Below are 23,922 nucleotides of genomic sequence, written 5' to 3'. Positions count from 1 at the left end.
CAACCTCACGGAAGTTATCCGTTCGGTAGCGCAGAGTGAATGGGCCGCGCCGGGTTTGGCCGATCAGCGACCGTCGCTTGTAGGTGCTTCGCGACGCGCGGGTGCTCGCGCCCCGAGTGGCTCGCTTTCGGACTTCCGGCCTGGTAGTCGGCAGAAACATGCAGGACAGGGGCGTGAAGTGGTCGGTAGGCGCCTAGTTGTCTGCCATGCACTCAATGCCTTCGCGTGATCGTTTCGAGACTCAAGCGACGCTTAGTCGCCGCTTGAACTCGCACAACCATTCTGTATGTGGCGAGCGCCACTATGTTTCCTGGATCTTGGCCTTCATTCGCCCCTTATACGAGTTGTGGATATGTGCGCGCACGTAGTTACGTTCGCCGCACATCAATGAGTGAACTGTGGGGGGACCGTGTTTGGGTTGTGGGGAAGTGTGCGTTGCGTGGGCAGGGCGGGGGGTCTTGCGCTCGGCTCGGCGCTGTTGGTCAGCCTGTTGCCCGCTACCGGCGCAGTCGCGGCGGCTTCGGCCGCCCCGCGCGCAGAAGCAGCCGATGAAGCCGAGGCGTCGACGGCGCCTCATTCGGAGGCGGAGGCCTTCGCAGAAGCCAGGCGATCTGGTAAGGCCGTGGAGGTCGCATCGCTGCGCGGCGAGACCAGCGAGGTCTTCGCGACTCCGGGTGGAGATCTGGAAGCGCGGGAGTATCTACGCCCGGTGTGGGCGCGTGTGGGCGGCGCGTGGAAGCCGGTCGACACGGATCTGGCCGTTGTCGCCGGTGGAATGGTTGCTCCTAAGGCGGCCACTGTGGGAGTGGCATTCTCCGGTGGTGGTGCTGGGCCGATGGTGCGCCTGGAGAAGGCCGGCCGTGAAATGGAGATGACCTGGCCGAAGGCGCTGCCCAAGCCGACGCTTGAAGGGGACACGGCGACCTATGCCCATGTCCTTCCGGGAGTAGACCTGCGGCTGACCGCGTCGCCGGACGGCTTCTCCCAGCTCCTCGTCGTCAAGAATGCGAAGGCAGCAGCGAGCAGTGAACTGGCAAAGCTGCGCCTGAAGCTGGCTGCTCACGGGATGGAGGTCAAGGAGACTTCCGAGGGTGGCCTGCAGGCGATGGACGCGGGCGCGAAAGGCGCGGTATTCGAAGCGTCGACGCCTGTGATGTGGGACTCGAGCGAGGGTGAGAGCGCCCCGGCCGCCCAGACCCTGGCCGCCCAGACCCTGGCCGCTCGGACCGTGGCGGCGGCCAGTGACGGCGAGTCGCGTGGGGAGCCTGGCGCGGGGGAGTCGGGGCAGCTCGCACCGGTCGGCGTAGAGATCCCGGCGGGCGGGGACGAACTGGTCCTGACCCCGGACACAGAGGTACTGAAGGGCAAGGACACCGTGTACCCGGTGTTCATCGACCCGCAGTGGTACTCGCCGCGGGCGACATCGTGGACCATGGCCTCGAAATACTGGGCCTCGTCCCCGCAGTGGAAGTTCAACGGCAAATCAACCGAAGGCGTGGGCTACTGCGGCTGGTCGTACTGCGCGCCGCATGACACCAAGCGGGTCTTCTATCAGATCCCCGTCTCAAAGTTCGCTGGTAAGAGCATTTTGTCAGCTGAGTTCGTGGTGCGTAACACTTGGTCCGCCTCGTGCGAAAGCCGGGGGGTGGAGCTGTGGCAGACGGAAGACATCTCGACATCGACCACCTGGAACTCCCAGAACGCGTCCGGGTTCTGGGTCAAGGAGCTGGCGTCGACGTCATTCGCCCACGGTTTCGACGAACGCTGCGAGGCCAAGGACGCAGAGTTCTCAGTGAAGTCGGCGGTGCAGGCTGCTGCCAACGCCAAGGACCCGTCAATGACTTTTGGGTTGCGGGCCTCCAGCGAGTCGGACGCCTACGGCTGGAAGCGCTTCTCGGACAAGGCATTTCTGCGCGTGAAGTACAACCGGCCCCCCTCGCAAGTCAAGATGTCGCAGCTGAGCATGGAGTATGGCGACGAGTGCAAGAAGCCAGGGAGCGCTGAGCGCACCCGCAGTCTGGGCGAGATCTACGCCAACAACATCACCGACCCCGATGGCGACAGGGTGTCAGTACAGTTCCAGGCGACATGGGACGGTGGAGTGTGGCCCCCGGCGGGGAAGCCTTTCTTGACCACGACGAAGAGCTCCGGCTCCGACTTCTCGGTCAGCCTGCCGTCGTCGATCCCGGAGAACAAGGAGGTCAACTGGCACGTCCGCACATATGACGGAGCACAGTACTCGCCGTGGTCGTATGCAGGCGATCCGACAGGCTGTTACTTCTACTACGACACCAAGGCTCCGAGGTCGCCGACGATCTTCTCGAACGAGTATCCCGCCTCAAAGACGGAGGACCCGGACGACCCGTGGTTGGACGGGATGGGCAAGTACGGGACGTTCGAGATCAAGGCCAACGATACGCAGGTCACCAAGTACTGGTACGGCCTCAACGTCAGTCCCAGTTCCAACAACACCATCACCACGACGAGCGGTGCCGCCAAGACACTGCGGATGCTGCCACCCAAGGTTGGCGTGAACACGCTCTACGTGTCCTCGCTCGACTCTGCAGGGAACCGTTCGGCAGCTACCGGCTACCGCTTCAGGGTCAAGGCGGGCCAGCCCGAGCGCGCGGCTTGGTCCTTGGACGAGGGAGCCGGCGCCACAGAAGCGAAGGGGAACGCGGGGGTGTATACCGCCTCTCTGTCAGGTGGCCCCACGCTCAGAGCTCCGGGAGCCAAGGGGGCAGCCGTGGCCTTCGACGGGGTTGATGACTATGCCAAAACCGACATTCCCACGGTGAGCACCGAGACCGGGTTCTCGGTCTCGGCTTGGGCCAGGCTCTCCAAGGCTCCTGACGGCGCGGCAATCATCGCCGCACAACCAGGCAATCACTCGCCGGGGTTCGAGCTGTACTACTCCAAGACGTATGACCGGTGGGCGTTCAACCAGTACCAGTCAGACACCGCCGATGCTGGGATCACCCGGGTCATGCAGGCGTCCGCGGGAGGTGCCACAGTCGGCCAATGGACCCACCTGGTGGGCACGTACAGCGCGACTTACGACGAGATGAAGCTCTACGTCGACGGTGAACTGGCCGGCAGCATCACGTACGACTCACCATGGGACGCCCGGCGCGGTCTGCAAATCGGGGCGGGCTCCTACAGCGGCAACCCCGGAAGCTTCTTCCCAGGCTCCATCGACGAACTGCAGATCTTCGACAAGCCGCTGGCGCAGGGTGAAGTGACGCGACTGCACGGAAAGGAATCGCTCATCTCCGCCCGGCCGGCACGTGCGGTCTTCCCGATGGACGAGGAGGCTCCCGCAACGACGCTGACCGGCACGCCGGAGGTGATGTCCGCCAAGTATTACGGGACTCCGACGACGGGTGCGGCAGGTGTCGAGGGCGCGGCGGTCACGTTCGACGGTCAGGACGACTACGCCAGCACGGGCCGACCGCTCGTGAACAACCTGCGTAGTTTCGCAGTCTCAGCCTGGGCAAAACTGCCCAAGACAAAGCCAGGCCATGCGGCGATCATCGCGACGCAGGCAGGCACGCACAAGCCAGGTTTCGAGCTGTACTACTCGGCTGCCTATGACCGGTGGTCTTTCAACCAGTACTCCGCAGACAGCCCCGAAGCCACGCCAATCCGTGCCATGCAGGATGACGGCACGAGCGCACAGCGCGGGGAATGGGTGCACCTGGTGGGTGTGCATGACACCGTGGCCAACACCCTGACGCTCTATGTGAATGGCAAGCGCGAGGGGACCACGAGTGTGTCGTCGACGTGGTACGCGGGCGGCGCTGTGCAAATCGGTGCCGGCTCGTACGGCGGCCAGCCCGGCTCGCACTTCCCGGGCCAGATCGACGACGTCAGGCTCTTCGATCGGCCCGTTTCGGCCGGCGAGGTGCAGCAGCTGTTCAAGCAGCGACCGTTGGTCAAGAGCCGTTGGAAGTTCGAGGAGACGGCCGGTACCGCTCCGGTCACTACTCCGGACGCCGCCGGCACGGGCAATGCGCTCACGCTGTACGGAGGGGCTTCGAAGTCGGAAACGGCAAACATCGACTTTGGGTCCCTGCGACTGGACGGTACGAGCGACTATGCCGCGACCAGCACCGTTCCGGTTGATACATCAGCCAGCTTCACGCTGACTGCCTGGGCACAGGCGGCGGCAATGCCCACGGACGCGGTGGCATTGGCCAGCGCGGAGGGGACCAAGAAGAGCGCCTTCGCGGTGCACTTCGTGCCTGACGCCGCGAACCCGGCGAATCATGGTCGTTGGCAGCTGTCAGTGGCGGACAAGGATGCCACTGACGCGGCCGTGGTTAAGGCAGACAACGCTGAGTTCTATGACGTGCGTCAGTGGAACCATCTGGCCTTGGTCTACGACGGATTCGCCAAGGAGGCACGCCTGTACATCAACGGCGTACTGGCCGAAACCTGCGCGCACGGCGACGGTGACGGCGAGAACGACGACCCGGCTTGCGCGGACCTGGTGCCGTGGGCGGAAGACGCACTCGCCTTCAAAGCAGCGTCGCTCCAGATCGGACGATCAGGCACAGGCACTGGGGCCAGTGGGTACTTCCCCGGCCTTGTGGACGACGCCTGGGTATTCCAGGGCGCGCTGACGGACGCACAGGTCAACAAGCTGGCGATCAGCTACTTCGACATACCGACCAAGGTGCCTGGCGACTGACCAGAGAGGTGGGGCGGGCGCAGAACACTTTGGCCCGCCCCACCGCTCGCCTGTGTTTGTTGATGTTCCCGTGCATGCTCCTCACGGCTGTGCCGATGAGCGCTGATCCGAAAAGGATTGATCAAGGAATGAACGGCATATCACCACCTCGGCGTGGTGGGCAGCTGCGGCGCAGAATTGCGCTGGGCGCCTCCACGGTGATGGTGGCCACCCTCCTCCAAGCTACGGCTCTTGCGCCGACGGCGACGGCGGGCAGCAACCTTCCGGGGTTGCCCAAGTCAGAGAAGCCCATCGCCGGACACGACAGCGGGAAGATCGTTCCTCGCACGGTTCAAAAGGGGCTCCGGACCCCTCAGCGCAAGCCGAAGGCCGCCTGGCCAAAGGCCGGAACGGCAGTGGTCGAACTGCCCAAACCGACGACGAAGACTGGCGCCCGGTTCAAGGCCGACAGCCTGCCCGTGCGACTGCACACGTTGTCGACGAAACATGCCAAGACAGCCGCCGGCGGCAAGGTCGAGGCACGTGTCCTTCCGCGCGGTACAGCCCGGAAGGCAGGGGTTGACGGTCTGCTGTTCAGCCTCGAGTCCCGTAAGAAGGGCACGAAGGGGACCATCGGTACGCAGGTGGACTACTCCTCCTTTGCTGAGGCATTCGGCGGTGGCTACGCCTCCCGCCTGACCCTGGTGAAGCTGCCGGCCTGCGTGCTCACCACGCCGGGCAAGGCGGCGTGCCGCACAGCTACCCCCGTGGTGACGGACAACGACACAGAGAAGCAGACGCTGACCGCCAAGGCGGTCTCCCTGAGCGCGTCAGGGCCCACGGTCATGGCAGCGGTAGCCGATGACTCCGGAAAGACGGGCGACTACAAGGCAACGCCCCTTTCCGCCTCCTCGACCTGGAGCACCGAACTCAACTCTGGTGACTTCGGCTGGGCATACGACATTCCGGTGCCTGAAGTGCCGGGTGACCTGGCTCCGAAGGTGAACCTGGCGTACTCCTCCGGCACGGTCGACGGGCGTACCGGTGGTACCAACAGTCAGTCCTCCTGGGTCGGTGACGGATTCGACCTGTCGCCCGGCTACATCGAGCGGCGCTACAAGCCATGCGCGGACGACGGTATCGAGAACGCGGACGGCAACAAGCCCGGCGATCTCTGCTGGGGCTACGACAACGCGTTCATCACCTTCAACGGCAAGGGCGGTGAACTCGTCCCCACCGGCACGGTTAACGAGTGGAAGCTCAAGAAGGACGACGGCACTCTCATCAACCGCCTGACCTCGACTAATCGGGGCAACGGCGACAACGACGGTGAGTACTGGCGTCTGACTGCACCGGACGGTGCCCGTTACTACTTTGGTTACCACCGCTTGCCCGGCTGGGTCGATGGCAAGGAAGCCACTGACTCCACCTGGACCGTTCCCGTCTACGGCGATGATGACGGCGAGAAGTGTCACGGCGCCACATTCGCCGAGTCCTGGTGTCAGCAGGCCTGGCGCTGGAACCTCGACTACGCAGTCGACACGCACGGCAACGCCATGTCCTACTACTACAACAAAGAGACCAACCACTACGGCCGCAATCTCAAGGCCACCGACGACACCCCCTACACCCGAGGCGGCTACCTCGACCGCATCGAGTACGGCCTGAAGTCCAGTTCCATGTACGGCACCAAGCCATTGGCCAAGGTGGACTTCACAAGCTCCGAGCGGTGCATTCCCAACAGCCAGACGGACTGTGCCTCGATCGGCACGGACTCGTTTTATTGGTACGACACGCCGTGGGACATGAACTGCACTGCCGGCACGGACTGCGATCAGGGGCGCCTGGCCCCCAGCTTCTGGACCCGCAAACGGCTGACCAGCATTACCACCCAGGTCCTGCAGGCCGACGGCACCCACGCCAAGGTCGACTCCTGGGCGCTGGCCCACCGCTGGGGCCAGGCAGACATCGACTACCAGTTGCTGCTGGACTCCATCCAACGCACCGGCCACACCGCAGCCACGCCGATCACGCTGCCGAAGACCACGCTCGCGTACACGCAGCTGGCCAACCGGATGGACACCACCGGCGACGGCTACGCCCCCTTCATCAAGGCCCGGCTGTCCACCATCGCCGACGAGCACGGCGGCCAGACCGATGTCAACTACTCCGCCCCCGCATGCAGTGCTACGGCACTGCCCACTCCGGAGACCAACACCACCCGCTGCTTCCCGCAGATGCTCGGCGGCAGTGACACCGAGGCCCCGGAGCGGCACTGGTTCAACAAGTACGTCGTCGATTCCGTCACCGCCACCGACCGCACCGGGCGCGCTCCAGACGCCGTGACCGCCTACTCGTACCTGGGCGGCGGGGCATGGCACTACGACGATGACGACGGCATGACCAAGGAAAAGCACAAGACCTGGTCCCAATGGCGTGGCTACGGCCAGGTACGGGTCAAGACCGGCGGCCAGGGAGGAGACGCCGCCATGAAGACGCAGCAGGACACCTATTTCCTGCGCGGCATGGACGGCGACCGCAAGGACGCCTCCGGTGACACCACCAAGTCCGTCACCGTCGCGCTCGAAACGGGCGAGGGTGAGTCAATTACCGACAATCCAGCCGCTGCCGGATTCGTCTACAAGACGGTCGACTACTCCGGCCCCGGCGGGAACATCCTCTCCAAGACCATTGAGCGGCCCTGGCACCACGAGACAGCCAAGAAGGTCCGCTCCTGGGGCACGGTGACCGCCAACTTCACCGGCACCGCCAACTCCACCGCGTACACGTCTCTGGACAACGGCGCGGGCACCAAGTGGCGCACGACCACCAAGTCGACCACATACGACACCGTCGCCGGACGCATCACCGAACTCGACGACCGCGGTGACACCTCCACGGCAGACGACAACCAGTGCACCCTCACCACGTACCCCGCCGCTTCAGCGATCCTCGTCCTGCCCTCGCAGGTCGAAACCCTTGCGACGGACTGCGACAACACCACACCCAACCGTGCAACCGACGTCATCTCCGACGTCCGCAGCGCTTACGACGGCCTCGCCTACGGAGCCGCCCCCACCAAGGGTGACGAGACCGCGACCGCCACGCTGAAGAAGCACGACGGCACGACCGCCACCTACCTGGAGGCCGGCACCACCTTCGACGGCTACGGCCGCGAGCTGACCAGCACCGACCTCACCGCCAACGTCACCGTCACTGGCACAGCCGCCGCGGTACGCGCCGCGCGCACCGACGGCCGCACGAAGACCACCACCTACAGCCCCACCACGGGCTTCCCCACCACGGTCACCTCGACCACTCCGCCCGCCGACTCCGCGGACAGCACCACCGCTCAGACGACGGTGCTCGCCCTGGACCCCCTGCGCGGCCAGCCCACCACCAAGACCGACACCAACAATCGGGTCACCACCCTCACCTACGACGCGCTCGGCCGCTCCGCCAAGGTCTGGTTGCCCAACCGCGCTACCTCTCTGACTCCCTCCTATGCCTTCGACTACTTCATCGAAGAAGGCAAGGAAGTCGCCGTACGCACTCAGACCCTGAACAACAGCGGTGCCCAGATTGCCTCGTACACCATCTACGACGGACTGCTGCGCCCGCGCCAGACCCAGGACGTGGGCCCCGACAGCGGACGCCTGCTGACCGACACCTTCTACGACGAGCGCGGCCAGGTCGCCAAGACCTTCGCCTCCTACTACACAACGGGCGCACCAAGCCGGGACCTCTTCGCCCCCGAAAACGCCCTGAGCGTGGAGACCCAAAGCCGTCACGCCTACGACGGGCTGGGACGCGAAACGGAAGCCAGGCAAATCGCCGGCAACGGCGACGGCGGCACCGTCCTCGGCATCACCCAGACCCTCTACGACGGCGACCGGACCACGGTCATCCCACCACAGGGCGGCACAGCCACCACAACCCTCACCGACGCACGCGGGCAGGCCACAGAACTGCGCCAGCACCACTCCCGCAGCACCACCGCCGCCTACGACTCCACCACCTACACCTACACACCCGCAGGCAAGCTCTCCCAGATCACTGACCCGGCGGGCAACAGGTGGAAGTACGCCTACGACCTGCTTGGCCACAAGACCGAGGTCGTTGATCCCGACCGGGGCACCACCAAGAGCACGTACGACGACCGCGGGCAACTCGTCACCACCACTGACCACGGCAAGCTCGTGTCGGACGCTGACGGGTACAAGAAGGTCCTGCACCACGCCTACGACGGCCTGGGCCGTAAGACCCAGCTCCGCGAGAACAGCGCCACCGGCACCCTGCGGGCCGCATGGACCTACGACACCGTCACAGGCGCCAAGGGCCAACTCGCCTCAAGTACTCGATACGTGGGCACCGACGCCTACACCACACGCATCACCCAGTACGACCCCCTCTACCGACCGCAGCGCACCGCCGTGGAAATCCCGGCCTCGGAAGGCACGGCCCTCGCGGGGACCTACCAGACCGGCACTTCCTACAAGCCCTCCGGCCTGGTAGCAGGCGTCTCCTTCTCGGCAGCCGGCTCGCTGGCCGGCGGCTCATACGCGTACGGCTACGACGAGACATTGCGGCCCGTCTCCCTCCTGGGCGACGGATTCGAAACCAACACCAGCTACTCGCTGACCGGCAAGCCGCTGCAGCACACACTCGCCTCCACCGCCGCCGGCGCGAAAATAACGCAGGTCACCAACGACTACGAGTGGGGCACCCAGCGCCTCTCCGCCTCACGCGTGGACCGCGAAGGCGTCAACGGCGTCGACCGCAACCAGACGTACCGCTACGACCAGGCCGGCAACATCCTGTCCGTCGCAGACGTCTCCCGCTCCGGCACCGACAACCAGTGCTTCACCTACGACTACCTGCGCCGCATGACCGAAGCCTGGACCGAGGCAGACACCACCTGCTCGACGGGCCCTTCCGGCAGCGCGACCGGTGGTGTAGCGCCGTACTGGCATTCCTACACCTACGACAAGACCGGCAACCGCCAGACCGAGACTCTGCACGACACCGCCGGCGACAACACCAAGGACACCAAGCGCGACTACACCTACCCCGCCCCTGGAGCCCCGCAGGCCCACACCCTCGGGGAGGTAAACCAGGTCGGGCCCAGCGGCACGGTGAAGACCGCCTACACGTACGACGAGGCCGGTAACACCCGCACCCGCATGGTCGACGGGGACACTCAGACCCTCGACTGGGACACCGAGGGCCACCTGGCCAAGGTCACCAAGCCGGTCGAAGGCGGCACCACCGAGGTCACCGAGTACCTGTATGACGCCGACGGCAACCGCCTGATAGCTCGTACAAACGACGAAACCACGCTGTATCTCGGCCACACGGAGCTTGTTCTCCCCAAGGGAGCCACCAAAGCCAAAGCCACCCGTTACATCGACCTCGGAAACGGCCACCAAGCCGTCCAGGCCGACGACGGCAGCACCACCTTCACCATCGCCGACCACAACGGCACCGGCCAGATCGCCGTCAAAGCCGCCGATCTCGCCATGACCCAGCGCCGCACCCTCCCCTTCGGAGAGGCCCGCGGCGCCCCCGCCGCAACCTGGCCCGGCACAAAGAGCTTCGTCGGCGGTACAGATGACACCACGACCACCGGCCTCATCCACCTTGGCGCCCGTGAATACGACGCCGCCATCGGCCGGTTCATTTCCGTGGACCCGATCATGGATGTCGTTGAGCCGCAGCAGATCAACGGGTACGCCTACGCCTACAACAGTCCGCTCACCTACAGCGACCCCACCGGTTTGTACGAGCCCGGCGGTGGCAGGGACCCGCGAGACACTACGCGCGGACCGCGCAAACGCGGCAAGGGAGACAGCGGCAAGGGAGACAGCGACAACGGAAACGGCAACGGAGGCGGAAACGGAAACGGCAACCGAGGCGGCAACGGCAACGGCAAATCCGCGGGGATTAGCGTAGAGGTCAAAGCCAGTGTCCCCGCTCCTGAAACGCCAAAGACATGCACGCACGGTAGAGGATTTAAAATAACCTGCCCCAAATCGGGCTTGTTCACGGAGATTGTAATTCGCGTGGTCTTGCCAGACACCGAGGCGTGGAGAAAATGCCTCAGTGAACGGCATGGCGAAAGCTGTGCTTGGGCAGCCACCGATCTCCCCATCCTGAAGGCAGCCAAGATAGGCAAAATCGTCGGCAAAATCCTTAGGAAGTGCAAGTGCTTCCTCGCAGGAACCGGCGTTCTCATGGCCGATGGCAAGACCAAGGCCATCGAAGATATAAAAACCGGTGACGAGGTCCTCGCAACTGATCCGAAAACCGGTGAAACCAGCGAACGTGAAGTAGCCGCCACCATCGTTACCGACGATGACAAGCGCTTCACCGAACTGACGATCTCCACTCCGGATGGCAACGAGAAACTCACTGCCACCTACGAGCATCCGTTCTGGTCCGTCTCCGCACATGACTGGGTTGAGGCTGGCGACCTCAAGCCCGGAATGACCCTGCGCACCGACGACGGTCGCACAGTCAAGGTCATCCAAACCCGCCAGTACGAAGACCGCACCCGCACCTACAACCTCACCATCGAGGGCCTGCACACGTACTATGTGCTCGCGGGTAGCACGGCGGTACTCGTTCACAATTCAAATTGTCCGCCCCCTGAAACAGTCAACAACCTGCCGGAGGTCACAGCCCCCAAGCCCCTCAAGCCTTCTCAGGCTGATAAGGCGTGGAGTGATTTCTTGGGGCCTGGTCCGTACACAAATATTCACCCGCGGACCGGGCAGGTAGATCCCAACCGTCTCGTATCTTCTAATGGGCGCCGCAGCATCCGGATGGGGGATCACGAGATGAACAGCAAGCCTACGAAGTTCCATTTCCACATGGAGACATGGGATTGGAACTCCGTCACAAACGCATGGACTGTCGGCAACACAATGCAACGAGTTCCCTTGGGGGTGAAATGATGAGAGTGGAAGTTCTGCAGGTCCTATCCCCTTCGCAAGGGATCGTGCGTTTCAGGTGCGAGTCTGGCATCGCGTCTGGCCGCTGGATGGGGTCGAATCCCGCCGAGGTGGGTCAATTCGATGTCGAGATCGAGGTTCCGGAAGAGGTCGCAGGGTGGACAGCAGTCCCTCCGGGCGTTACCTCCATATCGGAGGTCGCCGGGGCGGAGTCTGCCGCCCTCATTACGGGCGTAGTAGTCAGATTCGACGATGGCGATGATTCGGTCGTAGAGATCAGGGTAGGGTCGGACATCCTCCTTATTGAAATCCCAAACCGAAGGTCGGAGCTTCCCGTGGAGGATCTCATTTCTTTCCGGGCTCCCGAAATTCAGCTCTACCCGTATGATCTTTAAGTGACCTAGCCGAAAGGCTCACGGAAGGACTGTGCGGAGTTCGCCTTGGCCCGCATGGGTTCTCGAGCGAATGGCGTTTAGCTCTCGGTAGCTCCGGGCAACTGGGAGTTCCAACACCGCCGATGAAGCCCCACCGAGCGTGTTCGGTGGGGCTTCTGAGGTCCTTGACGGCAACGGTGACGGCAACGTCAAGGACGGCCGCTGTGGCGGGTGGGTCGTGAGTGGCGTCGTTGTCCGTGCCGAGGGCGTCGCCCAGGGTGTTGATGGCTTGATGTTGGAGGCGGAGTCGGACGTGGGCGTAGACGCCGGTGGTGACGCCGATGTGGGCGTGGCCGAGGAGTTCCTTGATCACGACGAGGTCGACGCCTTGCTCCAGGAGCAGGGTGGCGGTGGAGTGGCGTAGGTCGTGGAAGCGGATCATCCGGAGCCCAGCGCGGTGGAGGAGGCTGCGGAAGCGGCGGGTGGGGTCGAGTGGGGGCGGTGAAAACGAGGCTGTATTCCATCCAGCCGGTGCAGGCGGCTTGACGTTCTTCCTGCTGTCGTTCCCGGTGGAGCTTGAGGGAGTTGGTGCATCCAGTGGGGAGGGCGATGCGTCGTTCGGAGGCGCGGGTCTTGGTGGGCAGGATGGTCAGGCTGCCGGTGCGGGTGGCTGGAGGGAGCGGTGGATGCTGGCGGTGCCGCCGTCGAGGTCTTCCCGGTGGAGGCCGAGGAGTTCGCCTTTGCGGAGTCCGGTGCGCAGAGCGAATTCGTGCAGGGCATGGAGCCGGTCGCCGTTGGCCTTCCGGAGGAACTGCCGGGCCTCGGGTGCGGTGAGGGGCTGGAATCGTCTGGGGCGAGGCGCGGTGGTCTTGACGTTCCGGGCGACATTGCGCGGCAGTTCGTCCTCGCGGAGCGCGTGTTCCAGGGCGGACTTGAGGACCGCGTGGACATACGTCACGGTCAGCGGCGACAGCCGCTTTGCGCAGCACTGGCCGATGGTGCAGCAGGACCGCCGAACCGAGTCCCGTTCCTGGGCGCAGCACTGGCAGGTGGTGCCGAGCCCGTCGAGGAAGGTGCGCACGTCGCGGGCGGTGAGCCGGGCGAGCTTCTTGGCGCCGAGGCCGGGATTGAGGTGGAGGCGGATAGAAGCGGCGTAGCGGGCGTGGGTGTTCTCCCGCAGCCGGTGGATAGCGACGCTGTTCAGCCAGTACGCGACGTACATGCCCACCGTACTGTCGGCCATCGCCACAGGCGGGCTGCGGTTGCTGTCGCTGATCTTCTCGGCGAGTTTGTCGGCGACGTTCTTGCGGGTGGTGCCGTAGACGCGGACGCGTTTGCGGCTGCCATCGGCGGCGAGCACGTAGCTGACGGCTCCCAGCATCCGTCCTTGCGCTGATAGATGGCGCCTTCGCGTTCGAACGGGCTTTCCGCTTGGGGGCGACGGTGATCAGCCGGAGTCAGCCGAGGTAGACGCGGGCCGCAGCGATCGGGCGTGCGGTGACCTTGTGGACGGTGGAGGAGTTGACGCCCCAGCGGTAGCCGGCGAAGAGGTTCGTGGTGCCGTCCCCGTAGAACACCATGTGGCCGTAGCCGACGCCGTTGTGCTCGGTCCACTCAGGAGTCCCGCCGGGTGTCTCCTCGATGCGGGTGTCGGGGAAGCCGCGGTAGGTGGCCTCGGCGGTCTCGGAGGCGGCGGGGTTGCCGTGCGGGTTGCTGGTGCAGTCGATGATGTCAAAGACGTAGGGGACGACATCGGTGCCGACCTCGCTGTCCACCGGCGAGCTCCATGTCCCCTTGCGTTCCCGGATCATCACGATGTGTCCGGTGTACGGCTCGCTGGTGGTGACCGCGTCGTAGTCCAGGGCGACGAGGTCTCCGGGACGCAGGTTGACCGGCTTGGTGACCGCCGTGAAATGGGGGACGTTCGCAGCGTTCGCGAAGCCCTCACGGAACTTTTCGGCCGTCGGGTAGAGCTTGCCGGCCTCGGTATTGAAGTGCTGGCTGAAGTACTCCTTGGTTGCCCATCCGTACGCCGTCCCGGTGCCGTAGGCCCGCTGCAGGACCAGGGTGATGAACGACGAGCACTGTGCGAACGCCGAGAACTGCTCCGGGTGGCCGGGCGCGCCCCAGACGACCGAGGAGTTCTCGTCGGGGAATTCTCCTGCCGTCTTGTAGCGGTTGGCGCCGTCGCTCCAGGGACGCATCCGCAGGTAGTCGATCAGCGACTCCGCCTCTATCTGGTGTGGAAGCCTGGTGTGGTACGGGCTCGGCGGCGGAACCTCGGCAGCCGAGGCTGCTCCCGCCGCCGAGCCGGCGATCACTGCGGCCCCCGCGCCCGCAGTGGCGGTCAGCAAACCGCGGCGGCTGATTCGGTCAAAGGACATAGAAGTTCCCCCTCGTTGGATCGAATGATCACTGATCTCTGCGGGATCCTATGGCAGGTGCCGCGCCGCCCCCCGCCTTAGTCCGCAGGCGCGGTTCCCCTACTCGCCCCCCGCCGGCGCCGCGCAAACAGACGGCACGTGCCCCGCCCCCCGCTCCCTCTGCCGCGTCGCCTCGTGCTCCAGCTGATCCAGCAGCCCCGTCAGGAGCTCCTCGTCCCCCGGCGCCGTGAGGAATTCCAGTACCGCCCGGTAGAACGCCCCCCGCACCCCCGTCGGCATCACATCCGACGCATCCAGGCACAGCCGCCTCGCGCCCGTCAGCGCACGGTCGACAGCGCGGTTGGCCCAGGCATCGCCGTACGGCCCCACCGACACAGGGAAGAACGGCCGGCTGCGCTCGTCCATGCCCGCCCATGTCTCGCGCGCCGCGTCCCCCGTGAGGAACGTGAGCAGCTCCCGCGCGCTCCCGCTGTCGCGGAACATCGCCGCCATGTCCCCGGACACCTCGTACGCGCCCCGCTCGTTGGCCAGACCCCCGACCGCCTTCGCGCTCGGCGTGAAGCGGACGTCCTGGTCGTACAGCCGTCGGGCGAAGCTGCCTTGGTGCTCGCGCACGCACTCACCCTTCCGCTTCAGCAGGCCCTTGCCGTCGTTGCCCTCGAAGCCGTTGCGCAGGGCCGCCGCCCCGGCCCGGCCGCCCTCGGCGGTGATGATGCGGCCCCACGTCTCCCACGCGTCGCGCACTTCCTCGCTCTCCCAGGACAGCTCGCCCGTCGCCCACTGCTCGTACACCGCGGGGCCGGAGCGCTGGAGCAGGATGTCCTCGATCCAGTCGGTGCCCGGCCAGCCGGACGTCGCGCCCGAGCCCATGCCGAGGCACCACGCGCCCTTCCCCGCGGATCGGTCCGTGTAGTGCCAGACCACGCTCTTGAGGTCGACCTTGACCGGCGTCCAGTACGTGTTCTTGCGTCCGCCCACGGTCAGTTCGGGCGCCCAGGGCGCCGGCGAGCGTTCGCGTATCGCGTCCGGGAGCGGGATCAGCTCGCCGTCGTGCGCGTACTCGGTGAGTTCGCCGACGCTGTTCAGTACGGCGATGTCGGGCGGCGACCCGGCCTGCACCTGGGCGACCAGGGTTTCGCGCAGGGAAGTGGTGCCCTCGTAGTCGACGTCCACACCCGTCTTGCGGAACTCGTTCAGCACCTTCTCGAAGCTCTCCTCCTCGTCACCGGTCCACGGCCCCAGCACGCTCACACTCGGCTTCGGCTCCTCCGCGCAGCCGGAGGCCGAGAGGGCGAGACCGGCCAGCAGGCACAGGGCGACGACCGTACGGACAACACCTGCGGTGCGTTTCATCGGCGTACGCCACCCCTCGTGCGCGGGACGGCGTACTCGGCCAGGTGCGACTGGAGCGTCCACGCGATGACTCCTCCGATCAGCAGGCCCGCCGGCGGAATGAACGCCGTGACCCGGGCCCACGTCCCGGCGTCCCTCTCCCGCACGGCCTCGGCCATCCTCGCCTCGACCTCGTCGATCGTGTCCTGCCGGGACAGTGCCGGGGCCGCCGCCTTCCCGGCAGGCTCCAGCAGTCCGACGACGTCCTGCACCGCCGCCTGGCACGCATGGGCCTGCCACGTTCCGAACGCGAGCACCGGCACCGCGGCCAGCAACAGCGTCACCGCGGCCAGCGGGATGCTCAGCCGCAGCCGGAAGCGCCGCCGCAGGAAGACCTGCGTGCCCACCAGCCGTACGCCGAGCAGCAGGCAGGCGGTTATCGCGGCCGGCCAGGCCAGCAGCGGCGCTGTGCCCCAGTCCTCGTGCCGGTCGAGCGCGGCGCTCTGCCTCTTCTGCAGCTTGGTGATCCGGTCGAGTACGCCGGACTTCTCGGCGTACATCATCGTCTTCGCGTACGAGAGGTTGGCGCGGCTCAACTCGGGCTTGCCGTACTGCTTCCAGGCCCCGTCGATCCGGTTCGCGTACCCGTCGACGAGCCCGGACACGATGCGCAGCGTCTGCCGGTCGCCCCGGTCCAGGGCGCCGGTGCGCTGCGCCCGGTCGAGGCTCTGTCTCGCCTCGGTGAGCAGGCTGCCGTACTCCTCGCCGAGGCTGAGAATGTCGGGCCGGTCCCGGTTCTTCGTGAGGTAGACGATGTGCTCCTCCGCCGTCGCGTGGGCCTGCCGGAGCAGGGTGTGCGCCCTGGCCAGTTCGACGACTGCGGGTCCCGTACGGTCGCGGATCGCGGCGGTGTCGCGGTGCACGACGTCGTACGCGCCGAAGAGCGCCGCGCCGCCGATCGCGGTGAGGGCGAGCAGCCACAGGAGCTGACGGCGCAGGTAGTCGACGGTGCTGATGCCGTTGTCGCCGGTGGCCGAGCTCCAGAAGTGACGTAATGCACGGCTCACTTGGGGCTCCTCGGCGGTGGCAGCATTGTGCTGTGCGCCCGCAGGACCATCGCCGAATTGATGTCGAGGGGCCTGATGTCGGGGCATACCTCCACCTCGCCCGTCTCCGCGTCGATGATGCGCACGACGTCGCCGAGGCGCTGCAGCATGGGCTGGTTGCCCATGGCGTGGGCGCGGCGCACGGCCTCGCCCCACGCCGCGAGTGCGCGCGGCACATCGCCCGCGCGGTGGGCGGCGCGGCCCTCTTCGAGGCCGCGCACGAGGGCGTCGTGGTGGGCGTAGTGCGCCACCTTGGGGTCGTACTGGCTGTAGAGGTCGTGATGGCGCGTCCAGCGGACCAGCACGGGTCTGGCGGGCGGGAGGTGGGGATGCGGGGCCTCCGCGTCCGGTTCCTGGACCACCTTCAGGTCGGCCAGCCACAGCGCCCGGTCGACCGGCTCCTGCGGCGTACGGGCGGCGGCCACGCACACCAGGTACTCCCGGGTCTCCTCGCCCCACGGCGGCGTACGGAATTCCAGGCACCGTTCGCCCGTCGTCACCGCTTCCCGGAGGAGGTCGCGGCGCGTGGGGTGGACCTGCTGGACGGTCAGCGGGGCGCTGCCGGGGCGGTGGGTGAGGCGCAGGCGCAGACCGGTGAGGGTGCGGGCGGCCGACTCGGCGGTTACGGCGCGGAACTCGCCGGGGAGTTCGTCGAGGTCGCGTACGGCGTCGGCGCGGCCGTTCAGGCTGTCGGCGACCAGTTGCAGTTCGTCGGGGTCCCAGTCCTCGCCGATGCCACGGGTGTCGCAGGTGAATGTGCCTGCGCAGGCGGCCAGTTCGGCTTCGAGCGCGTTGCGCTCCTCGTGCTCGTTGCGGCCGTCGCTGAGGAGCAGGGCGTGCCGGACCGCGGCCCCGGGGCGCTGGCCGAGCGGCTCGTGGCCGAACAGCTCGCGGGCGAGCGCGAGCCAGCTGCCGATGGCGGTGCCGCCGCTGGGGACGAGGCGGGCGACGGCCTCCAGGGCCTCCTCGCGGGTGGTCGCGTCGGCGCGGGCGAGGGACTGCGACGGCGTGGGGTACACCAGCTCGGCGGTGTGGCGTCCTGCGACGATCGCGAAGTACGTGCCGTCGGGCAGCGCACGTACCGCTTCCGCCGCCGCGTCCTGGGCGGCCCAGAGCTTGTCGCGCGGGTAGCCCATCGACGCGGAGCAGTCGAGGAGCAGGACCTCGGCCCTGGCGGGCGACGCGGGGGCGGGCGCTCCCGGCCCGCCCGGCCCCAGGGCCACCGTGACGGTCACCACTGCGCACATGCGCGTCCCGCCCTCGGCGCCGCGCTCGGCGGAGACGTAGGGCTGCTGGCTCACTTCGAGGGTGACGGCTCCCGCGGTTGCTCCTGCGCTCCCTCCCGTGTCCCCTCCTGCGCTTGCCCTTGCGCTCGCTCCCGCGCTCGGCCCGGCGCCTGCTCCTGCGTTTGAGGGGCCTTCCACGTGTTCCGCATCTTCTGCGCCGCTCCGAGCCATGTGTGCTCCTTGTGTGTCCACCGCAGTGGCCGTATCCCGTTGGCCAGATCGAGCAGTGCGTGCGCCCGCGCGTCACCGGCCTGTTCGGAGAGGGACCGGTACGACTCCTCCAGGCGCCTGCGCAGCCGGTTCTCGGTGAGGTGCTCGTCCTGTATCCGTTCGCTGAGCTGTGCCAGCCGACGCTCTGCCTGCCCGTCCGCGCCGCCCGGCCCTGACGCGCAGACCCAGTCGAGGACCACTTCCCGGATGTGCGTCTCCAGCCGCAGGAGGGCATGACGGTCCGTCAAACCTTCTTCCTCGCCCAGGCGCACGACTTGGGCGAGTGCGGCGACGATGGACTCCAGCGGCGGCGGCGCACCGCGCGGCGGCCGCCGGCCCGCAAGGATCCGTACGATCGCGGTCCGCGCGGCCGTGCGGTGCCGCGAGTCCTTCGGTACGTGCTCCAGGATGGCCAGCGCCTTGTCGCGCTCCTCCCGGGCGAGATGGATCCGGGCGAGACCGAAGGCGGCGCTGCCCATGGAGTGGTTGCGCAGCCACACCGCCTCGTAGAAGAGCCTGGCGCGGTCGGGCCGGCCGAGCCGTTCGTAGCAGTAGCCGAGGGCGAGTTTGGGGGCGTACTCGCCGGGAAGCGCGTCGTAAACGGTGTCGAACTCCTTCCGCGCGTCGGCGATCCGGTCGTCGGCGAGGTGCAGCAGGCCCGCGTGCCAGTTGATGCGCCAGTCGTGTTCGGCCATGGTGCCGAGGAGGTCGCGGGCGCGGCCGAGCTCGGAGCGGGCGTCGTCCCGGCGGCCGGTGCGTCCTCCCGTGGCCCGGCGGGCGAGGTCGAGGTGCAGGCGGCACCGCAGCAGGTGGAGCTCGGCGGACGGCGGCCAGTCCGCGAGAAGTTGCTGCAGGCCGGGGGCGTCGTACGAAATCCGGCTCAGGGAGGCCGCGTTGGGGTCGTCCGGGTCCGTCTTGGGGACCGGCAGGCCCGCCGCTACGGCGTCGGGGGCAGGGCGTGCGGCGTTCAGTGGAAGGCGGTGGATGCCGTACGCCCAGCAGTCCAGGGCGGGGGCCTGGCCGAGGCCGCCGTCGAGGGCGGCCGACGCCGGTTCGAAGAGGCGGGACGGCTCGAAGGTCTCCGTGCCGAGCCGGAGGGACCGTAACTCGCGGATCACACCGCGCAGTTGCAGCGACATTTCGGCGGCCGTCGCGAACCGCTTTCTGGGCTCGCCGGCGGTCGCCCGCGCCAGCGCCCGGCGCAGCGACTCCGCGCCGAGCCCGGGGGCGGGGTGGCGGGCGGCGTCGGACAGCTCCTGGAGGGTCCTGCCGACGCTGTAGAGGTCGGACTGGGGGTACGCCCGGCCGTCCCGCTCGACCTCAGGGCCCTTGTAGTGGTCGGTGTACGGGCCGGGGGCGCCGAACTCCCGTACCCCGCCCACGTCGATGATCTTGATTCCGTCGCCGCAGTGCATGACGTTGTCCGGCTTCATGTCGCCGTACACCTTGCGCTCGTGCGTGTGCAGATAGCCGAGCGCGTCGAGAATCCGGATCCCGTAACTGACGACGAACTCGTGCACCCGCATCCCGGCGAACGGCTCCTCGTCGCGCGCGATGCGCTCCGCAATCTGGTGCAGCGCCATCCCGCCGGCGAACTCCATCACGATGTAGTCCGTGCCGGACGGGCGGTGCGTCGCGTAGTTGATGACCCGGATGATGTCCTTGTGGTTGAGGTCGGTGAGGTGCCGCCGCTCGCGCAGCGCGACCTCGCGGGCCACCTCGCTGTGCGGATTGCGCAGGCCCTTGAGGGCCACCGGGCGGTTGTGGAGCTGGGTGTCCTTGGCGAGATAGACCCAGCCGAGGCCGCCGTGGGCGATGGGCCCGATTACCCGGTACTGGTCGGCGAGTACGTCGTCGCCGGTCAGCTGGGGCTGGAGCGCGTACGGCGTACCGCAGGAGCAGCGGCCCTCTGTTGTCATGCCGCCGATGAGCTCGGTGCAGTCGGGGTTACCGCAGCGCATGACGTGGGAGGCGGGCTGGTCCTGGACGGGCTCGACGAGGAGGGCGGGGTCGGGGACGTCGACGAGGGGCAGGTCCATGAGGCGGTCGCCGCCGGAGGACACGTCGAACTGCTGGGGGCGGGAGCGCCCCCCTTGTTGCTGCCCCCTTTCACCCTTCCCTCCGCCCGTCTTCTCCGTGGCTACGTCGTCGTCGACGGGCAGGCCGGTGAGATCGCAGAACCCGGTCTCGGTGACCTGCCCGGTGCACCCGGGGTGCGGACACGCCCTCATGGCTTCCCCTCCGTCTCCCCTTGACCGAGCTGACCGAGCTGACCGAGTTGGCCGGGCTGGCCGGGCTGGCCGGGCTGGCCGGGCTGGCCGAGTTGACCGAGTTGACCGGGATGACCGAGTTGACCGAGCTGGCCGACCTGATCGAGCGCCTTCCTGGCCGCCCGTACGAACCGCTCGACCGCCGCCTCCGCCACCGCCGGATCGCACGGTCCGCCGGTCAGCAGCCGCTGCGCCTCGTGGTGCAGCGAGGCCGCCGCCTCGGCGAGGCCGTGGTCGGCGAGGCGTGCCTGGTGGCCGTCGAGAAGGCCGCGCAGCTCCTGGTGGCGGGCGAGCCGGCGGGTCAGGAGCCGGTGACTGTCTTCCGCCTCCGACAGGGCGGTTTCCACGGTCCTTTCGACGTACGACAGCTTCGCGAGGTAGCCCGCCGTGCCCCGCCCGGGGTCGGCCTCCAGCCGCACCGCCTTGAGCTCCAGGTCCTGGGCGTAGTGCGGGGGCGGCGGCAGCGGGGAGACGATGGACGCCGCGCGCCGTCGGAGGTCCCGTACGCGTTCTTCCGTATGGGCGAGAGCGCCGATGCGGCGGCCGATCCGATCCAGCCAGCGCTCGGCACGCCCCTGGTCGAGGAGCTCGTACGTACGGCGCAGGGCGGGGGAGTCGAGGCGGCGGAAGACGAGCAGCAGCCGCCCCCCGCGCCGCACGAGTGTGTGCAGCAACTCCACGGTCTCCAGCGGCTGAACGGCCTCGTCCACCCCGCGCGCCACGGCGGTCAGCGGCAGGGCGTCGGCCGCGATGCGCGCAGGCATCGGCTGGGGTCCCGGCCCGTCCAGGCCCATGCCCTCGGCGATCTCCTGGGCGACCTGGGCGCGGGTCTTGCCGCTGACGTCGACGGCCAGGTCGAGGCTGCCGGCGCGCGGCACGCCGCTGGACCTGTCGCGACCGGGCGTGGCGGTGGACGTACGGGGGGACCGCTCGCGGTCGGCAAGGGTGAGCGTGGTGCGCAGCGTGAGCGCGGCGTCGTGATCCTCTTCCCTTACGAAAGTGATCTCGACGTCGGCCATGTCGTCCTCGCCCGCGAGCCAACGCGTGAGCCAGCGGGCGAAACCCCGGTCGGGGGCCGGGGCGGTGGGGTCGGCGGTGAAGGCGGCGGGGACCGGGGGCCGACCGCTGACGCAGCGCTCGCGCACGAGGTCGAGGTGCTTGACGACGGTCCCGGTCGGGATCATGTAACCGTGCCGGTAGTGCGCGCCCTCGCGCTCGGAGTCGAGCTTGCTGACGACGATCCCGATGACGCGGCCGGTGCGGTTGTCGACGACTCCGGCGCCGCTGAAGCGCCGCATGAGGGTGTCGGCCTCGGTGGCCGGATCGATCTGCACCCATTCGTCGCCGGGCCCTCCCGGCCCCTTGATGAGCGCCTCGGCCCACTTGCCGCCGGTGATGCCGGACGGATACCCGGCGAAGTGGACGCGGCGATTCCAAATGGTCGGCAGCCGGTGGAGGGTGGCGTGCGTGGCGACGGGCGGCGGCCCGTCCAGCCGAAGCAGCGCGAGATCACCGCTGTGGTCGTCGGCGCGGGGCACCCAGTGGCCTGGCACGACGGTCGCGCGCAGCCCGCTCTCGCCGCCGCCGATTCCGGGAAACTCGACGGTCACGGCCGGCCAGTGGCCGTCGGTCCCGGAGATCCGGATGACGTGGGCGCAGGTCAGCACCAGTCCGTCGCCGAGCAGCACGCCTGCTCCGAGGACCTGCGCACGGCGGTCGGCAGTGCGCAGCCGGACGCGCCAAGTCTCTTGGTCAGTACGGAAGTTGGTCTCTTTGATCGACGCCCCCATGGTGTACCAGCATAGTCGCGGGGGGTGACAATGGGGCCTCGGCGGCAGCGGGGGGATGTGAGCACGATGGACACGAACGACGAGTTGCAGGGCGCGGGTCTGGCCGACGCGATCGGTCAGGTGAGGGCCGAACTGGAGGAGGCTCAGCGTCGGGGCAGGGAGAGCGGCCTGCGTTTCAGGGTGGGAAAGGTGAACCTTGAATTCGCCGTCCAGATCCGGCGCGAGACGAGCGGCAAGGGCGGCCTGCGGATCGGTGTGGTGACGGCGGACCTGGGTGCGACGAGGACGAAGGACACGACGCACCGCATCACGGTGGAGCTGGAACCGCGCGGACGTGACGGGGGCGGCCCGGTGGACGTGGGGGGCGACGACTCGGAGGAAGACTGACTGCGAGACGAGGACTGACTCAGAGCCAAGTTCAATCCCGCGCATTCCCTGTTCCGGAATGACGGCCTCATGCATAGTGGGTCCCCTTGACTGCCGGTGGCTGCTGCTGGTGGCTGCTGGCCGACTGTTCAGCGTGATCCGTGAGTACGGTGCGAGAAGGTCTCCATGGTGTGCGAGGGATGCGGTGGCGGACGCAGGGGTGCGCTGCCGGGCATGGTCTGCCCCGGCTGTGGGGTGGGCGCGGGTGACGGCCGGGTGGCGAGCGGGGCCTGGATAGCCCGGGAGACACTGGCCGGTCGCCTGTCCACCCTTTCGCGAGGCAGAAAGGCCCTGGTGGCGACGGGAGTTGTCGCCGCCCTGACCGTCCTGGTCACGGCGGCCACCCTGCTGGCCGCCTCAGGCGGAGGCGGTGAGGGCGGCGGTCGTGGCGGTGGCGGTACGAGCGGAACTGCGGGCAACCCCGACGACATAGCCGGCGGGGTGCCGACCAGGATTGGCCCGACGGACCCGATCGGCGACACGACGCCACCGTCGGACGGCGCGAGCATTCCCGCCGCCACATCCCGGCCCCCGCAGAAATCCAGGAAGCCGAAGCCGAAGGCACCTCCCAAGCCGCCCCCACCCGCACGGCACCCGTCGTACACCGCATGGGCGGGGCCGGGCTGCAGCTCCGGCCACTACCGGGAGTTCGGCCGCTTCGAGAACGGCGACGCCGGCTGGTACACCGTGAACTCCGGCGGCTACACAGGCACTTCGTGCGACGGCCGGTTCACCGCAGTCCCCATGTCGGGTGCCCCCGACCGGGACCGGGGCAACACCGCGACCTGGTCCTGGACGGTCGGCGACGGCTTCGAGCAGTGCGCGCTGGCCGTGTACGTACCGGACAGCGGCCGCGACCTCGACGTGGCGGGCAACCCGACCTTCTACCGGGTGCTCGCCGACGCCGACGACAACGGTTCGTCGTACGCAGCCTTCGGCGTACGCCAGACCGTCCACCGGGGCAGCCTGGTTTCCGTCGGCAGCTATGACGTCAAGGGCGACGCCTTCGCGGTGCAATTGATCGACCGGGGCCGCGACTGGGGCGACGAGGACCTGGTCGGCGCACACCACGCAGCGGCCCAGATGAAAATCAGCTGCCGTACGTAAACCCTTCGCGCG

Annotated in this window: 10 protein-coding genes and 1 pseudogene; 4 read left to right on the top strand and 7 right to left on the bottom strand. The window is 67.6% G+C overall.

Annotated elements, in window-relative coordinates; genetic code table 11:
• Positions 1-439 precede the first annotated feature (439 nt).
• The gene (locus PXH83_RS11915; RefSeq protein WP_274559635.1) at positions 440-4,693 is read left to right on the top strand and encodes a LamG-like jellyroll fold domain-containing protein; all 4,254 of its coding nucleotides are present in this window, start codon (positions 440-442) and stop codon (positions 4,691-4,693) included.
• Positions 4,694-4,893: 200 nt separating this feature from the next.
• Entirely contained in the window at positions 4,894-11,628 is a 6,735-nt protein-coding gene (locus PXH83_RS11910) for a polymorphic toxin-type HINT domain-containing protein (protein ID WP_274562789.1), read from the top strand.
• 585 nt (positions 11,629-12,213) lie between these two features.
• On the opposite strand, the pseudogene PXH83_RS32735 reads toward PXH83_RS11910, so the two are convergent.
• The 7 genes and pseudogenes from PXH83_RS32735 to PXH83_RS11875 all read right to left on the bottom strand — a co-directional run.
• Positions 12,214-13,460: pseudogene (locus PXH83_RS32735) on the bottom strand (tyrosine-type recombinase/integrase); the annotation flags it as partial.
• Positions 13,457-14,383: a hypothetical protein gene (locus PXH83_RS11900; RefSeq protein ID WP_274559633.1), complete on the bottom strand. Its 927-nt coding sequence runs from the start codon at positions 14,381-14,383 to the stop codon at positions 13,457-13,459. The gene PXH83_RS11900 and the pseudogene PXH83_RS32735, both read right to left, overlap by 4 nt.
• A gap of 99 nt (positions 14,384-14,482) precedes the next feature.
• Positions 14,483-15,736 (bottom strand): extracellular solute-binding protein, encoded by a 1,254-nt coding sequence (locus tag PXH83_RS11895; protein ID WP_274559630.1) that lies wholly within the window; start codon positions 15,734-15,736, stop codon positions 14,483-14,485.
• Positions 15,733-16,782 (bottom strand): hypothetical protein, encoded by a 1,050-nt coding sequence (locus tag PXH83_RS11890; RefSeq protein WP_274559628.1) that lies wholly within the window; start codon positions 16,780-16,782, stop codon positions 15,733-15,735. The genes PXH83_RS11895 and PXH83_RS11890 overlap by 4 nt, the downstream gene beginning before the upstream one ends.
• Positions 16,779-18,122, bottom strand: coding sequence for a VWA domain-containing protein (locus tag PXH83_RS11885; protein ID WP_274559626.1), 1,344 nt, complete (start codon positions 18,120-18,122; stop codon positions 16,779-16,781). The genes PXH83_RS11890 and PXH83_RS11885 overlap by 4 nt, the downstream gene beginning before the upstream one ends.
• Entirely contained in the window at positions 18,119-20,548 is a 2,430-nt protein-coding gene (locus tag PXH83_RS11880) for a serine/threonine-protein kinase (RefSeq protein WP_274559624.1), read from the bottom strand. Before PXH83_RS11880 ends, PXH83_RS11885 begins: the two co-directional genes overlap by 4 nt.
• Positions 20,545-22,377: a S1 family peptidase gene (locus PXH83_RS11875; RefSeq protein WP_274559622.1), complete on the bottom strand. Its 1,833-nt coding sequence runs from the start codon at positions 22,375-22,377 to the stop codon at positions 20,545-20,547. The genes PXH83_RS11880 and PXH83_RS11875 overlap by 4 nt, the downstream gene beginning before the upstream one ends.
• A 66-nt stretch (positions 22,378-22,443) precedes the next feature.
• On the opposite strand from PXH83_RS11875, the gene PXH83_RS11870 reads away from it, so the two are divergent.
• Positions 22,444-22,764, top strand: coding sequence for a trypco2 family protein (locus tag PXH83_RS11870; protein WP_274559620.1), 321 nt, complete (start codon positions 22,444-22,446; stop codon positions 22,762-22,764).
• Between the two features lie 165 nt (positions 22,765-22,929).
• Entirely contained in the window at positions 22,930-23,910 is a 981-nt protein-coding gene (locus PXH83_RS11865; RefSeq protein ID WP_274559618.1) for an adhesin, read from the top strand.
• Positions 23,911-23,922: the final 12 nt, after the last annotated feature.

The sequence above is a fragment of the Streptomyces spiramyceticus genome (assembly GCF_028807635.1).
Lineage (GTDB): Bacteria > Actinomycetota > Actinomycetes > Streptomycetales > Streptomycetaceae > Streptomyces > Streptomyces spiramyceticus.
The sequence above is the reverse complement of the archived record's forward strand: the minus strand, read 5'-3'. Positions and strand labels throughout refer to the sequence as shown.